General features: G+C 61.2%; 13 protein-coding genes. 12 read left to right on the forward strand and 1 reads right to left on the reverse strand.

Annotation, left to right across the window (positions count from 1 at the left end):
• The first annotated feature begins 178 nt into the window (after positions 1–178).
• The 12 genes from EJ576_RS30150 (at position 179) to EJ576_RS03935 (ending at position 14,543) form a co-directional block, all read left to right on the forward strand.
• Positions 179–1,222 (forward strand): methyl-accepting chemotaxis protein, encoded by a 1,044-nt coding sequence (locus EJ576_RS30150; RefSeq protein ID WP_370468599.1) that lies wholly within the window; start codon positions 179–181, stop codon positions 1,220–1,222.
• A 296-nt stretch (positions 1,223–1,518) separates the two neighbouring features.
• The gene (gene aroQ / locus EJ576_RS03880) at positions 1,519–1,974 is read left to right on the forward strand and encodes a type II 3-dehydroquinate dehydratase (RefSeq protein ID WP_010213488.1); all 456 of its coding nucleotides are present in this window, start codon (positions 1,519–1,521) and stop codon (positions 1,972–1,974) included.
• A 24-nt stretch (positions 1,975–1,998) separates the two neighbouring features.
• Positions 1,999–2,460 (forward strand): acetyl-CoA carboxylase biotin carboxyl carrier protein, encoded by a 462-nt coding sequence (gene accB, locus EJ576_RS03885; protein WP_123474023.1) that lies wholly within the window; start codon positions 1,999–2,001, stop codon positions 2,458–2,460.
• 17 nt (positions 2,461–2,477) lie between these two features.
• Positions 2,478–3,839 (forward strand): acetyl-CoA carboxylase biotin carboxylase subunit, encoded by a 1,362-nt coding sequence (gene accC / locus EJ576_RS03890; RefSeq protein ID WP_010213490.1) that lies wholly within the window; start codon positions 2,478–2,480, stop codon positions 3,837–3,839.
• 263 nt (positions 3,840–4,102) lie between these two features.
• Entirely contained in the window at positions 4,103–4,981 is an 879-nt protein-coding gene (prmA, locus tag EJ576_RS03895) for a 50S ribosomal protein L11 methyltransferase (protein WP_122730670.1), read from the forward strand.
• Positions 4,982–5,011: 30 nt separating this feature from the next.
• Positions 5,012–6,235: a DUF3426 domain-containing protein gene (locus EJ576_RS03900; protein WP_123474024.1), complete on the forward strand. Its 1,224-nt coding sequence runs from the start codon at positions 5,012–5,014 to the stop codon at positions 6,233–6,235.
• A gap of 185 nt (positions 6,236–6,420) precedes the next feature.
• Entirely contained in the window at positions 6,421–7,434 is a 1,014-nt protein-coding gene (gene dusB, locus EJ576_RS03910) for a tRNA dihydrouridine synthase DusB (RefSeq protein WP_016976994.1), read from the forward strand.
• Positions 7,431–7,751: a DNA-binding transcriptional regulator Fis gene (fis, locus tag EJ576_RS03915; protein WP_002555375.1), complete on the forward strand. Its 321-nt coding sequence runs from the start codon at positions 7,431–7,433 to the stop codon at positions 7,749–7,751. The genes dusB and fis overlap by 4 nt, the downstream gene beginning before the upstream one ends.
• Positions 7,752–7,833: 82 nt before the next feature.
• Positions 7,834–9,441: a bifunctional phosphoribosylaminoimidazolecarboxamide formyltransferase/IMP cyclohydrolase gene (purH, locus tag EJ576_RS03920; protein ID WP_123474025.1), complete on the forward strand. Its 1,608-nt coding sequence runs from the start codon at positions 7,834–7,836 to the stop codon at positions 9,439–9,441.
• Positions 9,442–9,615: 174 nt separating this feature from the next.
• Complete coding sequence (purD, locus tag EJ576_RS03925) at positions 9,616–10,908, forward strand: phosphoribosylamine--glycine ligase (protein ID WP_122730663.1); 1,293 nt, start codon at positions 9,616–9,618, stop codon at positions 10,906–10,908.
• Positions 10,909–11,008: 100 nt separating this feature from the next.
• Positions 11,009–13,783 (forward strand): hybrid sensor histidine kinase/response regulator, encoded by a 2,775-nt coding sequence (locus EJ576_RS03930; RefSeq protein WP_122730661.1) that lies wholly within the window; start codon positions 11,009–11,011, stop codon positions 13,781–13,783.
• A gap of 163 nt (positions 13,784–13,946) precedes the next feature.
• A complete protein-coding gene (locus EJ576_RS03935) occupies positions 13,947–14,543 on the forward strand; it encodes a MarC family protein (RefSeq protein WP_003171467.1) in 597 nt (198 codons plus the stop codon).
• Here the strand turns inward: EJ576_RS03935 and EJ576_RS03940 are convergent.
• Positions 14,540–15,319 carry a hypothetical protein gene (locus EJ576_RS03940; RefSeq protein ID WP_126569603.1) on the reverse strand — a complete coding sequence of 260 codons (780 nt, stop codon included), beginning with the start codon at positions 15,317–15,319 and terminating at the stop codon, positions 14,540–14,542. The two genes, EJ576_RS03935 and EJ576_RS03940, sit on opposite strands and share 4 nt — an antisense overlap.
• Between the last annotated feature and the right edge of the window lie 38 nt (positions 15,320–15,357).

Genomic DNA, 15,357 nt, shown 5'->3' on the forward strand with positions numbered 1-15,357 from the left:
GACCCGCTACCCCGCCGAACTCAAGCGCACCCGCGAACAAATCCAGCAACGCACCGACCTGGCCGCCAAGACCCACCAGAAAATCGACACCGTGCAACAAGCCATCGCCGGCCTGGAGCCCGTGGTGCGCGCGCAGCACGGCAAGATCCAGGGCGAAGTGCGCCTGATTCAAGGGGTGATGATCGGCCTGATCCTGCTGATCGCGCTGCTGATCGACACCCTGCAACGCCGCCTGGCGCGGGTGCTGACCAACCTCGCTCCAGCCCTGTCGACTTGGGCCGAGGGCGATTTCAGCCAGCCGATTGCCCTGGGTAAGACCAACCGCGAGCTGCACGACATTGAAGCCTCCTTGAACCGCCTGCGCGCCTATCTGGTGGATTTGGTGGGTACGATTCGCGGCAATGCCGAGGAAGTCGCCGGCAGTAGCCGCGCACTGGCCGAATTAAGCAGCGGCCTGCACGACGGCGCCGAACGCCAGGCCGGGGATACCGCGCAGATCCGTGATTCGCTGGGTGAACTGGAAGCGACCATCCAGCAAGTCGCAGGCGATGCCAGCCAGGCGGCGGGCGCCAGTCGCAGTGCCGGTCAGGCGGTGGAGCAAGGCCAACGTGTGATCGGCCTGAGCCTGACCGGGCTGCATGCCCTGGTCGGCGAAGTACAGCAGAATGCGCAGATGATCGAAAAACTCGCCGAAGAATCAGCCACCATCGGCGGCGTGCTGACGGTGATCCGCTCGATTGCCGACCAGACCAACCTGCTCGCCCTTAACGCCGCGATCGAGGCCGCCCGCGCCGGTGAAGCCGGCCGTGGCTTTGCCGTGGTCGCCGACGAAGTCCGCTCCCTGGCCCAGCGCACCGCCGGCGCCACCGCAGAAATCCAGACCTTGATCGCCGGCCTGCAAAGCGCCGCCCATCAATCGGTGCAAGGCATGCGCGCCCAGGTCGAACACGCCGAGGCGACCGCCCAGCAAGCCCAGGCAGCGGACGGCGCGCTGGATGAAATCGTCGAGGCTATCCAGACCATTTCCGACACCGCCGTGCGCATCGCCGATGTGACGGCACAGCAGAGTGGCGCCGTCAGTGAGATTCGCGACAACAGCGAGCGGATTCACCAGTTGGGTGAAGATAACTTGCTGCGAATCGGCCAGGGCCGCAGCCAAGGTGAGCACTTGCTGGTGCTGGGTGGGCAGCTCAACACCGCCGTGCAGGCATTCCGCGTCTGACACGATCTTCAGCCTTATAGAGATCAAATGTGGGAGGGGGCTTGCCCCCGATTGCAGTGTGTCAATCTCAGCATCTGTAACTGATCCACCGGCATCGGGGGCAAGCCCCCTCCCACATTTGACCTTCATGGCATTCAGGAGCGTATTACCCATGACCGGATCACCGGCCACAGTCACAAATTTCGCGCTATCCTCGCTAATCGTGCTGCGTACTGCATAGAACTGGACAGTCACAAAGGCTTTGCGGCATAGTCGCCGGGTTCTGCCGTACCCACATCAATAACAAGGAACAGCCGATGGCGACCTTACTGGTTCTTCACGGACCCAACCTGAACCTGCTCGGCACCCGTGAACCGGGCGTCTACGGGGCAGTCACCCTGGACCAGATCAACCTCGACCTGGAGCGCAGGGCCCGTGAAGCCGGCCACCATCTGCTCTACCTGCAAAGCAATGCCGAGTACGAATTGATTGATCGCATCCATGCCGCGCGCGGCGAAGGCGTGGACTTTATCCTGATCAATCCCGCCGCTTTTACACATACAAGCGTTGCATTACGTGACGCGTTGCTGGCGGTGAGCATCCCATTCATCGAAGTGCATTTGTCGAACGTGCACAAACGCGAAGCTTTCCGCCATCACTCCTACTTCTCCGACGTAGCGGTAGGTGTGATCTGCGGCCTTGGCGCCAGCGGTTACCGACTGGCCCTGGAGGCCGCCCTGGAACAACTTGAACAACCGGCCAAGCGCCCCTGACCGACCCTTGGGAGTTGATGATTCATGGATATCCGTAAAGTTAAGAAACTGATCGAACTGCTGGAAGAATCCGGTATCGACGAGCTGGAAATCAAGGAAGGCGAAGAGTCCGTACGGATCAGCCGCCACAGCAAGACCCCGGCCCAGCAGTTCTACGCGCCACAGATGCAAGCACCGGCGCCGGCTGCTGCTCCAGCCGCCGCTCCGGCTGCCGCCACTGCACCTGCCGCTCCAGCTGCTCCTGCGCTGAACGGTTTCGTGGTCAAGTCGCCAATGGTCGGTACCTTCTACCGCACCCCGGCACCGACCTCGCCAGCCTTCGTTGAAGTCGGCAAGACCGTGAAAGTGGGTGACACCATCTGCATCGTTGAAGCGATGAAGATGATGAACCACATCACCGCTGAAAAAGCCGGCGTCATCGAATCCATCCTGGTAGAAAACGGTCAGCCGGTTGAGTACGACCAGCCGCTGTTCACCATCGTTTGAACCGCGGAGCGCCTTCGATGTTGAAACCTGCGAAGAAACTGCAAAAAGTCCTGATCGCCAACCGCGGCGAGATCGCGCTGCGTATCCTGCGCGCCTGTAAGGAAGAGGGCATCAAGACCGTCGCTGTTTACTCGACGGCCGATACCGAATTGATGCACGTGAAACTGGCGGACGAAAGCATCTGCATTGGCCCGCCACTGGCCACGAACTCGTACCTGAAAGTCTCGAACATCATCGCGGCCGCTGAAGTGACTGGCGCTGATGGCATCCACCCGGGCTACGGCTTCCTTGCGGAAAACGCCGACTTCGCCGAACAGGTGGAGAAATCCGGGTTTGCCTTCATCGGCCCTAAAGCCGAAACCATTCGCCTGATGGGCGACAAGGTGTCGGCCAAGGACGCCATGATCGCGGCCGGCGTGCCTACCGTTCCTGGCTCCGACGGCCCGCTGCCGGAAGACGAAGAAACCGCGCTGCGCATTGGTCGTGAAGTCGGCTACCCGGTGATCATCAAGGCCGCCGGTGGCGGTGGTGGTCGCGGCATGCGCGTGGTGCACAAGGAAGAAGACCTGATCGAAGCGGCCAAGCAGACTCGCTCCGAAGCGGGCGCCTGGTTCGGCAACCCGATGGTCTACCTGGAGAAGTACCTGACCAACCCACGTCACGTGGAAGTGCAAGTACTGTCCGACGGCCAAGGCCACGCCATCCACCTGGGCGACCGCGATTGCTCGCTGCAACGTCGTCACCAGAAGGTCCTGGAAGAAGCGCCAGCACCGGGCCTGGACGAAAAAGCGCGCCAGGAAGTACTGGCTCGTTGCGTCAAGGCGTGCATCGACATCAACTACCGTGGCGCGGGTACTTTCGAGTTCCTGTACGAGAACGGTCGTTTCTACTTCATCGAGATGAACACTCGTGTGCAGGTAGAGCACCCGGTGTCGGAGATGGTCACCGGTATCGACATCGTCAAGGAGATGCTCAGCATCGCCGCCGGCAACCCGCTGTCCTTCACCCAGGACGACGTGAAGATGCACGGCCACTCCCTGGAGTGCCGCATCAACGCCGAAGACCCGAAAACCTTTATCCCAAGCCCTGGCCTGGTCAAGCATTTCCACGCGCCCGGCGGCAACGGCGTACGTGTGGATTCGCACCTGTACAGCGGCTACAAGGTTCCGTCCAACTACGACTCGCTGATCGGCAAGCTGATCACCTGGGGCGCCACCCGTGACGAGGCCATGGCCCGTATGCGCAACGCCCTGGACGAAATCGTGGTCGACGGCATCAAGACCAACATCCCGCTGCATCGGGACCTGGTCCGCGATGAAGGCTTCTGCGAAGGTGGTGTGAACATTCACTACCTGGAACACAAGCTGGCTAACCAGTAAGTGCTCCACCCAACAAGGCCGCCTTCGGGCGGCTTTGTTGTTTCTGGGCCCTGGGTTTTGCTGGATGGATACATCACCCTGTGGGAGCGGGCTTGCTCGCGAATGCGGTGCATCAGCTAAAATACTCTTCACTGACTCACCGCATTCGCGAGCAAGCCCGCTCCCACATTTGTTATGTGTACACCCCTCCCGCCGCTCGCGTAAACTTGCGCGCTTTCGCAGCCCTACCCCGCTGCACACTCATTTTTTCAAAGGTGCCCGCCATGCCTTGGCTGCAAGTCCGTCTCGCCATCAGCCCAGAACAAGCCGAAACCTACGAAGACGCGTTTCTCGAAGTCGGCGCCGTCTCGGTGACCTTCATGGACGCCGAAGACCAGCCGATCTTCGAACCCGAACTCAACACCACCCCGCTGTGGTCCCACACCCATTTGTTGGCCCTGTTCGAGGACGGCACCGATGCCGCCGCCGTGCTGGCCCACATGGAATTGCTCACCGGCGGCCCGCTGCCAGAGCATCACAGCGAAGTCATCGAAGACCAGGACTGGGAACGCAGCTGGATGGACAATTTCCAGCCGATGCGTTTCGGCCAGCGCCTGTGGATCGTGCCAAGCTGGCACGCCGCGCCTGAACCAGACGCCGTCAATCTGCTGCTGGACCCGGGCCTCGCGTTTGGCACCGGCACCCACCCCACCACCGCGCTGTGCCTGGAATGGCTGGACGGCCAGGACCTGAACGACAGCCATGTGCTGGACTTCGGTTGCGGCTCTGGGATCCTGGCGATTGCAGCATTGCTCTTGGGCGCCAAAGAAGCCGTCGGCACCGACATCGACGTACAAGCGCTGGAAGCCTCCCGCGATAACGCCGGGCGCAACAACATCCCTGAAGGCAAATTCCCGCTTTACCTGCCGGAGCAACTGCCCCAAGTGCAGGCCGACGTGCTGGTCGCGAACATCCTCGCCGGGCCACTGGTTTCGCTGGCGCCGCAGCTGTCGAGCCTGGTCAAGCCGGGCGGTCGCCTGGCGCTGTCGGGCATCCTGGCCGAGCAGGGCGAAGACGTCGCCGCTGCCTACGCGAAGGATTTCGAGCTGGATCCGATCGCCAACCGCGATGGCTGGGTACGCATCAGCGGTCGTCGGCGCTAGAATGAGCGCTTGCCTGAATCGGATGGCCGCATGACCGACAGTTTCGTCACCCAGTGCCCGCATTGCCAAGCACGCTTTCGTGTCAACCACGCTCAATTGAGCGTGGCCCGTGGCGTGGTGCGCTGTGGTTCGTGCCTGCAAGTGTTCAATGCCGCTCGTCAGTTGCTGGAGCAGCGCGACCAAGCGTCCGCGCCTGAGCCAGACGTGCCGGTTGAGCTGACGCCTGAACCAGCGCGGGCCATCAGCCAGAAGCAGTGGACTGCCGAAGAGCTGGACCTGGACAATCTGGACCTGGACGAAGAACTGGCCAAACTGGAACGCCGCGAGATTCAGCACACGTTGCCGATCGGTGCAGATCGTCGCCAGTCCGGTATCGACCGCCGCCAAAAGGAAGAATCCTTCAGCGCCAGCCGTGACACGGTCAAGGCCGAAGAGGAAAAATGGGCAGCGAGCTTGTTCAGCGAGCCGCCTGAAGAGCGCATCGACGTCACTGAAGACGCACCCGAACCTGCGACGAGGCAGCGCACAGAACCGTCCATGTCGTTCCACACCGACGATATCGACGATGAGCCGCCGCTGCGCTCAACGCCAGACGATGACGACATCGAACCGCCGTTCACGCCACTGACCCAATCGGCCGATGACGTAGAACCCGAAGAACGCCCCAAAGCCCGTCGCAAGCGCCCGCGCGCCGAAACGAGCGTGCAAGACGACCAACTGCTGGATCTCGAAGACGACCCGCTGCACCTCTACGCGCAAAAGCGTCCGGCCAGCCTGGGCCGTCGTCTGATCTGGCTATTGCTGGTACTGATCGCCGCCGCCGGTCTCGCAGGCCAGTACATCGCCTACCAATTCGACGAACTGGCCCGCCAGGACGCCTATCGCCCGTGGTTCCAGCAACTGTGCCCCACACTGGGCTGCACGGTGCCATCACGGGTCGATATCGCCCACATCAAGAGCAGCAACCTGGTGGTGCGCAGCCATCCGGATTTCGCCGGAGCACTGGTGGTGGACGCGATTATCTACAACCGTGCGACCTTCTCCCAGCCCTTCCCACTGCTGGAGCTGCGTTTTGCCGATTTGAATGGCAGCCTGATTGCCAGTCGTCGCTTCAAACCCGCCGAATACCTCAGCGGTGAGTTGGCCGGAGTAAGCGAAATGCCCTCGCAGACCCCGATCCATATCTCCCTGGATATCCTCGATCCGGGCAATAAAGCCGTGAATTACAGCCTGAGCTTTCACTCGCCAGAGTGAATCGGTGCATGGGTTGAGATTTGACGGCAGGTTATTGACTTTCCCGGGCGCAACCAAACCGGTGGCGATAAAGAAATAACTGTTCAGATTTTATCCAATTCAGCCTTTATCCAGTCATCGAGAGCGGGTATCATGCCAACCCTTTTTCGAACTCTAATGATCCGGCCCCACAACAGGGAAGTCCTATGTCGGCGGTACGCATCGGCCCATATACATTGCAGAACGGCTTGATCCTCGCCCCGATGGCGGGGGTTACCGACCAGCCCTTTCGTCAGCTGTGCAAGCGATTGGGCGCGGGTCTAGTAGTCTCGGAAATGGTCACCAGCGACATGAGCTTGTGGAACACCCGCAAATCGCGGATGCGCATGATCCACGAAGGTGATCCCGAGCCCCGCTCGGTACAGATCGCCGGTGGCGATGCACAGATGCTGGCGGATGCGGCCCGGGCCAACGTGGAGTTGGGGGCGCAGATCATCGACATCAACATGGGCTGCCCGGCCAAGAAGGTCTGCAACAAGGCCGCCGGTTCCGCACTGTTGAAAGATGAGCAATTGGTTGCCGAGATCCTGCAGGCCGTTGTCGCCGCAGTGGATGTGCCGGTCACCCTGAAGATCCGTACCGGCTGGGACCGGGACAACAAGAACGGCCTGACAGTGGCGAAGATCGCCGAACAGGCAGGCATTACAGCGCTGGCGGTGCATGGCCGCACCCGCGCCGACCTTTACACCGGTGAAGCCGAGTACGACACCATCGCTGCGATCAAGCAGGCGGTGTCGATGCCGGTGTTTGCCAATGGCGACATCGACTCCGCCGAGAAAGCCCGGCGCGTGCTGCACGCCACCGGCGCCGATGGCTTGTTGATTGGTCGGGCTGCCCAGGGGCGGCCGTGGATTTTTCGTGAGATCGAGCATTTTCTGCGTACTGGCGAAGTGTTGCCGGCACCGGAGCTGATCGAGGTGGAACGTATTCTGCTAGAGCATCTGGCCGCCCTGCACGCCTTCTATGGGGACGTGATGGGAGTACGCATTGCTCGCAAGCATGTCGGCTGGTATCTCGCAACCCTGCCGGGCGCCAGGGAGTTTCGCGCCCACTTCAATCGTTTGGATGATACGGAAGCACAGTGCGCCAACGTTCGTGAGTTCTTCAGCGAGCGTTACAAGAGCCTGGGGACAGGGGACGGAGAGGGGGTGGCCGCATGACGATGATGACCGAGACTTTAGTGAGTGGAACAACACCCGTGAGCGACAACGTCAATTTGAAACAGCACCTCAACACGCCGAGCGAAGAAGGCCAGACCCTTCGCGGGAGTGTCGAGAAGGCGCTGCACAATTATTTCGCCCACCTTGAGGGCGCTTCCGTCACGGACGTGTACAACCTGGTGCTCTCCGAAGTCGAGGCACCCTTGCTCGAAAGCGTGATGAACTACGTCAAGGGCAACCAGACCAAAGCCAGTGAGCTGCTGGGCCTCAACCGTGGCACCTTGCGCAAAAAGCTCAAGCAATACGATTTGCTGTAAGCATTCAATCAAACCAGAAAGGCGCCCGCGTAAAACCGGTCGCCTTTTTTGCTGACTTCCTTTGCTTTTGATGGAAATTGAAATGACCGACCAGACTACCCGCCTGCCGATCCGCCGCGCCTTGATCAGCGTCTCCGACAAGACCGGGATCCTCGAATTTGCCCGGGAGCTGGAAGCCCTGGGCGTGGAAATCCTCTCCACGGGCGGGACCTTCAAACTGCTGCAGGACAACGGCGTGGCCGCAGTAGAAGTGGCGGACTACACCGGTTTCGCAGAAATGATGGACGGTCGGGTCAAGACCCTGCACCCGAAAATCCACGGTGGCATCCTCGGCCGTCGCGGCACCGACGACGCGATCATGGCCGAACACGGCATCAAGCCGATCGACTTGGTGGCCGTTAACCTCTACCCGTTCGAAGCCACCATCAACAAGCCAGGTTGCGACTTGCCGACCGCCATCGAAAACATCGATATCGGCGGCCCGACCATGGTGCGCTCGGCGGCCAAGAACCACAAAGACGTGGCCATCGTGGTCAACGCCAGCGATTACGCCAACGTGCTGGAAAGCCTGAAGGCCGGTGGCCTGACCTACGCCCAGCGCTTCGACCTGATGCTCAAGGCCTTCGAACACACCGCCGCCTACGACGGCATGATCGCCAACTACATGGGCACTGTTAACCAGGCTGCTGAAACACTGTCCACCGAAGGCCGCAGCCAGTTCCCGCGCACCTTCAACAGCCAGTTCATCAAGGCCCAGGAAATGCGCTACGGCGAGAACCCGCACCAGAGCGCGGCGTTCTACGTAGAAGCCAAGCCTGCCGAAGTGGGCATCGCCACCGCGACCCAGCTGCAAGGCAAAGAGCTGTCCTACAACAACGTGGCCGACACCGACGCCGCGCTGGAATGTGTGAAGAGCTTCGTCAAGCCGGCCTGCGTGATCGTCAAGCACGCCAACCCGTGCGGCGTGGCGGTCAGCCCGGACGCTGAAGGCGGTATCCGCCAGGCGTACGAACTGGCCTACGCCACAGACACCGAATCCGCGTTTGGCGGCATCATCGCCTTCAACCGTGAACTGGATGCCGAGACCGCCAAGGCGATCGTCGAGCGTCAGTTCGTTGAAGTGATCATCGCCCCAAGCGTCAGCGAAGAAGCCCGCGCTATCGTGGCGGCCAAAGCCAACGTACGCCTGCTGGCCTGCGGTGAGTGGTCGACTGAGCGTGCGGCTGCCTGGGACTACAAGCGCGTCAACGGCGGCTTGCTGGTACAGAGCCGCGACATCGGCATGATCGGCAGCCAGGACCTGAAAGTCGTGACCAAACGCGCGCCGACCGAGCAAGAGATCAACGACCTGATCTTCGCCTGGAAAGTGGCCAAGTACGTTAAATCCAACGCCATCGTCTACGCCAAGAACCGCCAGACCATTGGTGTCGGCGCCGGCCAGATGAGCCGCGTGAACTCGGCGCGTATCGCCGCGATCAAGGCTGAACACGCTGGCTTGCAAGTCGTGGGTTCGGTAATGGCTTCCGATGCGTTCTTCCCGTTCCGTGACGGCCTGGACAACGCCGCGAAAGCCGGTGTTACCGCCGTGATCCAACCGGGTGGCTCGATGCGTGATGCTGAAGTCATCGCTGCCGCTGATGAAGCTGGCATCGCTATGGTCTTCACCGGTATGCGCCACTTCCGCCACTGATTGATTAGATCGCCTGTGGGCACCGGCTCCATGTGGGAGCTGGCTTGCCTGCGATAGCATCACCCTGGTCTGGCTGGACGACCGAGGTGCCTGCATCGCGGGTAAGCCCGGCTCCCACAGAAAAGCACAGCCCACGGTGCTCTCCCGAATTCAGCGTCATCCGAGGTTTTTGAAATGAATGTTTTGATCATTGGCAGCGGTGGCCGTGAACACGCCCTGGCCTGGAAAGTTGCCCAGGACCCGCGCGTCCAGAAAGTATTCGTAGCACCCGGCAACGCCGGTACCGCCATTGAAGCCAAGTGCGAGAACGTCGCTATCGACGTGCTGGCCCTTGAGCAGTTGGCAGACTTTGCTGAAAAGAATGTGTCCCTGACCATCGTCGGTCCGGAAGTGCCATTGGTTGCCGGCGTGGTGGACCTGTTCCGCAGCCGTGGCCTGGATTGCTTCGGCCCAACCGCCGGCGCGGCCCAGCTGGAAGGTTCCAAGGCATTCACCAAGGACTTCCTGGCACGCCACAAGATCCCGACCGCCGACTACCAGAACTTCACCGAGATCGAGCCGGCCCTGGCTTACCTGCGTGAAAAAGGTGCGCCGATCGTGATCAAGGCCGATGGCCTGGCCGCCGGCAAAGGCGTGATCGTCGCCATGACCCTGCAGGAAGCCGAAGACGCCGTGCGCGACATGCTCGCTGGCAACGCTTTTGGTGACGCTGGTTCACGCGTGGTGATCGAGGAATTCCTCGACGGCGAAGAAGCCAGCTTCATCGTGATGGTCGACGGCAAGAACGTCTTGCCAATGGCCACCAGCCAGGACCACAAACGCGTCGGCGACGGTGACACCGGCCCGAACACCGGCGGCATGGGTGCCTACTCCCCTGCCCCGGTGGTCACCGCCGACGTGCACCAGCGCGTCATGGACCTGGTGATCTGGCCGACCGTGCGCGGCATGGCCGACGAAGGCAATGTGTACACCGGCTTCCTGTATGCCGGCCTGATGATCGACAAAGCCGGTAACCCGAAAGTCATCGAGTTCAACTGCCGCTTCGGCGACCCGGAAACCCAACCGGTGATGCTGCGCCTGCAATCGAGCCTGGTTCTGCTGGTGGAAGCTGCCCTGGCCCAGGCCCTGGACAAGGTGGAAGCCCAGTGGGATCCACGTCCGAGTGTCGGTATTGTGCTGGCGGCCGGTGGCTACCCTGCTGACTACGCCAAGGGCGACGTGATTGAAGGTCTCGACGCGGCTGCTACGCTGGAAGGCAAAGTGTTCCATGCGGGCACTGCGCTCAAGGATGGCCAGGTCGTGACCGCCGGTGGCCGTGTGTTGTGCGCTACCGCCATGGGCGCCAGCGTCGACGCCGCGCAGCAACAGGCTTACAAGCTGGCTGCAAAAATCGACTGGAATGGCTGCTTCTACCGCAAGGACATTGGCTATCGCGCCATTGCGCGGGAGCGTGGCGAGAGCCAGTAAGCTGCTATCCGTTCGGCTAGGCAAGGGCCTCTGGCCCTTGCCGTATGCCGGCCGACCCGCGCATAGTTAACCGTGCATCAACCTACGAAGGGATTTCGCCGTGCGCTGGCTCAGGATCGCCATAGGTTTCACTGTCAGTCTGCTGACACTGCTCTGCTTGTTCCCGGCCCAGGCCGCCGCGCAAGGCAGTGGCTGGGCAGTATTGCTTGATGAACAGGCCGACCTGCAACTGAGCGACATCCGTTCCTCGCGCTACACCAATCAATTCAGCCCCATCGAACTGGACCGCCTTACCGCCGCCGAACCCGACGGTGCGTTGTGGGTGCGTTTCAAGCTGCAACCCGGCAAGCACGAACAAGTACTTCGGGTCTTTGCCCCGGATTTGTCCCACCTGAGCCTCTATGTACTCGACGGCGACACCCTGGTGGAGCAACAAAGTACCGGCACACGCCAGCCCCAGGCCGAGCGCCCGTTACCCAGCAGTGACTTCATGCTGCCGATGCCCCAAAGCCAGAAACCTTTAGAGGTCTACCTGCGCCTGGTCTCGGAACATGAACTGCGCCCCTATATCACCCTGGAACCGGCCGTGCTCGCCGCCGCCGACCAGACCCAGACACTGATCTACGGCCTGTTGTTCGGCTGTCTGCTGATGCTGATCCTGCATAACATCACCCGTTTCGCCTACCACCGCTCGCGCAGCAGCCTGTGGCTGGCGGCTTGCGAGATCCTGCTGATGCTCAGCCTCGCACTGCTGCTCAACCTGATCGGCCCCTGGCTGCCAAACTGGCACGCGATCCAGACGCCGGGCGCCTACCTGGCCCTGCTGCTGACCGCGCCGTGTGGGCTGATGTTTGCCTACCGGTTCTTCATGCCGCTGGGCCCACACCCGCTGAACAAGCTGTTGATGGCCGACATCCTGTTTATCGTCCTGTGCGGCCTGCTGCTGTTGTTCGTCAACACCCTGCCGCTGAACATCATCACCTATGCCCTGGTGGCATTGGCTGGCTTGAGCATGCTGTTTGTCTCGGCCTATCACTGGCAGAAAGGCTACCGCCCGGCACGCCTGTTCGTGGCGGCGATGGTGGTGTTCAACATCGGTACGCTGATCATCCTGCCGGCGCTGTTGGGCCTGACGATGGTCTCGCCACAGGGCCTGATCGTGACGCTGCTGGCGTTTATCTGTCTCAGTGGTCTGTTGATGAGCTTGGCGCTGGGCGAACGCCAGCGGGCGATTGTCGAAGCGCGCTTCAGCCTCAGCCGTGACCTGGCGGCAAGCAATGCTGAGATCGCCGCCAAGGCCGAGTTCCTGGCCAAGATCAGCCACGAAATCCGCACGCCTATGAACGGCGTGCTGGGCATGACCGAATTGCTGCTGGGCACGCCGCTGTCGGTAAAACAGCGCGACTACGTGCAGACCATCCACAGTGCTGGCAATGAACTGCTCACGCTGATCAACGAAATCCTCGATATTTCCAAGCTGGAATCCGGCCAGATCGAATTGGATGACGTGCAGTTCGACCTCAACGCGCTGATCGAAGACTGCCTGAGTATTTTCCGCGCCAAGGCCGAGCAACAGAACGTCGAACTGATCAGCTTTATCCAGCCCCAAGTGCCCCGTGTGATCAGCGGCGACCCGACGCGCCTGCGCCAGGCCATGTTGAGCCTGCTGGAAAATGCCCTGCAGAAGACCGACGAAGGCGAGGTGCTGATCGTCGTCGCGCTGGATGATCGCAGCACCAAGCCGCGTCTGCGCATTGCCGTGCAGGACAGCGGCCTGCCGATGGAAGCCGCCGAACGTGACGCCCTGCTGCACAGCGAACTGCACAGCAAGAATTTCTTCTCGGCCACCCGCCTGAACGGCCATCTGGGCCTGGTCATCGCGCGCCAATTGATCCTGCTGATGAATGGCGAGTTCGGTATCAAGAGCGGCAGCCATCAGGGCAGCACCTTGTGGCTGACCCTGCCGCTGGACCCGGAACGCCTGGAACACCCGACCTCCGACCTCGACGGCCCACTCAAGGGCGCGCGGGTGCTGGTGGTGGACGACAACGACACCTGCCGCAAAGTATTGGTGCAGCAATGCTCGGCCTGGGGCCTCAACGTCAGCGCGGTGCCGTCGGGCAAGGAAGCCCTGGCATTGCTGCGCACCAAGGCACACCTGCGCGATTACTTCGACGTGGTGCTGCTTGACCAGAACATGCCCGGCATGACCGGCATGCAACTGGCGGCGAAGATCAAGGAAGACCCAAGCCTGAACCACGACATCCTGTTGATCATGCTCACCGGTATCAGCAACGCGCCGAGCAAGATCATCGCGCGCAATTGCGGGATCAAGCGCATCCTCGCCAAGCCCGTGGCGGGCTACACGCTCAAGACCACCCTGGCCGACGAACTGACCCAGCGCAGCAAGGGCAACGTCCCACCCCGCCCGGTCCTCAATGCCCCGGCCGCCATCACCGTGCCGACGGATTTCCGCATCCTGGTGGCCGAAGACAACAGCATCTCCACCAAGGTGATCCGTGGCATGCTCGGCAAGCTCAACCTCAACCCCGACACCGCCAGCAATGGCGAAGAGGCGCTGGAGGCGATGAAGGCCCAACGTTATGACCTGGTGCTGATGGACTGTGAAATGCCGATCCTCGATGGCTTTTCGGCGACCCAACAACTGCGCGCGTGGGAAGTCAGCCACCAGCGTATTCGCACACCGGTGGTGGCGCTGACGGCGCACATTCTGTCGGAACATAAAGAGCGTGCACGCCAGGCCGGGATGGACGGGCACATGGCCAAACCGGTGGAGTTGTCGCAGTTGCGTGAGCTGGTGGAGTTCTGGGTGGCACAGCGTCAGCAGAAACAAGAACACAGCACTGCTTCCTGACCTGGAATGCTCTCCCCTGTGGGAGCTGGCTTGCCTGCGATAGCGGTGTGTCAGACACAAATCAGTTGCCTGAGCCATCGTCATCGCAGGCAAGCCAGCTCCCACATTTGATCGCTGCCGCCTGATAGACTCGCGCAACACTTTCCGCCGCGAGCCACTTTCCATGCTCCACGTGTTATTCAGCGTCTACCTGAAAATGCTGGTGCTCTACAGCCCGTTCTTCGTGCTGTCCTGCTTTATCAGCCTCACCCGTGGCTACTCAAGCAAAGAACGGCGCCGCCTGGCGTGGAAGGTGGCGTTGGCGACCCTGGTATCGAGCGTGCTGCTCTACCTGTTCGGCCGCGTAATTTTCAGCGTGTTTGGCATCACCGTCGACGCCTTCCGCATCGGCGCCGGCAGCGTGCTGTTCATTTCCGCCCTGGGCATGGCCCAGGGCAAGTCGGCGGTGCAGACCGACAACGTGCAGCAAGACGTGACCATCGTGCCGCTGACCATCCCCCTTACCGTCGGCCCCGGCACCATCGGCGCACTGTTGGTGATGGGCGTGAGCCAGCCGCACTGGGACGACAAGCTCACCGCCATCCTCAGCATTGCCCTGGCCAGCCTTACGGTGGGCGTGGTGCTGTACCTGTCCAACCGGATCGAACGCATCTTAGGCGACCAAGGCCTGCAGATTGTCAGCCGGTTGATGGGACTGTTCGTGTGCGCCCTGGCCGCGCAAATCATCTTCACCGGTGTGCGCGGTTATCTGGTGCCTTAGATCCGGTATTTGGCGATCGCCAACTGCACCTTGTCACCCGCACTCTCGCGCATCAGTTGGATCGTCTCTTCGTTGACCACCGAGGTATTCAGCACCAGGCATGTCTGCCCGCTGAAGGCCTCGAACGAGGAGCTGTCCCATTCCAGGAAAGGCAGACCCACCTGTTTGCTCACGCCATGGCTGCTGTAGGTCACCAGTACCATCATCAACTCACCCTCTGTTTCTGCACAGGACGCCAGGCCGAAGTCACCGCCCTGGTGTACCGCGCTGTTGCGTTTGAACAACTCGAAAGTCCCAGGTGCCTGCTTCAACGCCTCTAATGCATCGGCCGCCAATTTCGGCAAAACGCTCATCAAGTGGCCAGACAATGAAGTCGACGCAAGCAGGGCCGCGATGATGTTCAACGCCGCTAATTGTACGGTCAGGCCCTTGCCGGAACGCGAAACCCGTTCGAAGCGGCTGCGCACCGGCAACCAACCCAGGCTGACCATCACCTTGATGAATTCGTCGTACCAGCGTTCGGTGCCACGCTGGACTTTCAACACATCGCTGACGTAACTGCTGGCCAGCAAATAGCTTTTACGCACGTACTCCCGGTTCAACCCGGACAAGCCTTCGGCAAACGAGATGACGCTGTTGTTGACCACGGCGGCATTGAAGTCGTCCTCGATGTCCAGCGGTAGCGCCGCGTGCTTGCCGGCCGCTCCCGGTAGCTTGTAGGCGGCAATCAACGTGCGCCTTTTTTTGTTGTTGATCCTTCTGTGATGTCGCTCCATTTTGGTTCTCCACAAGCACCCCAACTCGGGGCTTATGT

Origin of the sequence: Pseudomonas sp. C 49-2, from assembly GCF_003970195.1 — a bacterium.
Taxonomy (GTDB): domain Bacteria; phylum Pseudomonadota; class Gammaproteobacteria; order Pseudomonadales; family Pseudomonadaceae; genus Aquipseudomonas; species Aquipseudomonas canadensis.

Bases quoted from the DNA above. Each gene is read 5' to 3' on its own strand.
- EJ576_RS30150 (WP_370468599.1), top strand. From the start codon at position 179: ATGATCGGCCTGATCCTGCTGATCGCGCTGCTGATCGACACCCTGCAA.
- aroQ (WP_010213488.1), top strand. From the start codon at position 1,519: ATGGCGACCTTACTGGTTCTTCACGGACCCAACCTGAACCTGCTCGGC.
- accB (WP_123474023.1), top strand. From the start codon at position 1,999: ATGGATATCCGTAAAGTTAAGAAACTGATCGAACTGCTGGAAGAATCC.
- accC (WP_010213490.1), top strand. From the start codon at position 2,478: ATGTTGAAACCTGCGAAGAAACTGCAAAAAGTCCTGATCGCCAACCGC.
- prmA (WP_122730670.1), top strand. From the start codon at position 4,103: ATGCCTTGGCTGCAAGTCCGTCTCGCCATCAGCCCAGAACAAGCCGAA.
- EJ576_RS03900 (WP_123474024.1), top strand. From the start codon at position 5,012: ATGACCGACAGTTTCGTCACCCAGTGCCCGCATTGCCAAGCACGCTTT.
- dusB (WP_016976994.1), top strand. From the start codon at position 6,421: ATGTCGGCGGTACGCATCGGCCCATATACATTGCAGAACGGCTTGATC.
- fis (WP_002555375.1), top strand. From the start codon at position 7,431: ATGACGATGATGACCGAGACTTTAGTGAGTGGAACAACACCCGTGAGC.
- purH (WP_123474025.1), top strand. From the start codon at position 7,834: ATGACCGACCAGACTACCCGCCTGCCGATCCGCCGCGCCTTGATCAGC.
- purD (WP_122730663.1), top strand. From the start codon at position 9,616: ATGAATGTTTTGATCATTGGCAGCGGTGGCCGTGAACACGCCCTGGCC.
- EJ576_RS03935 (WP_003171467.1), top strand. From the start codon at position 13,947: ATGCTCCACGTGTTATTCAGCGTCTACCTGAAAATGCTGGTGCTCTAC.
- EJ576_RS03940 (WP_126569603.1), bottom strand. From the start codon at position 15,319: ATGGAGCGACATCACAGAAGGATCAACAACAAAAAAAGGCGCACGTTG.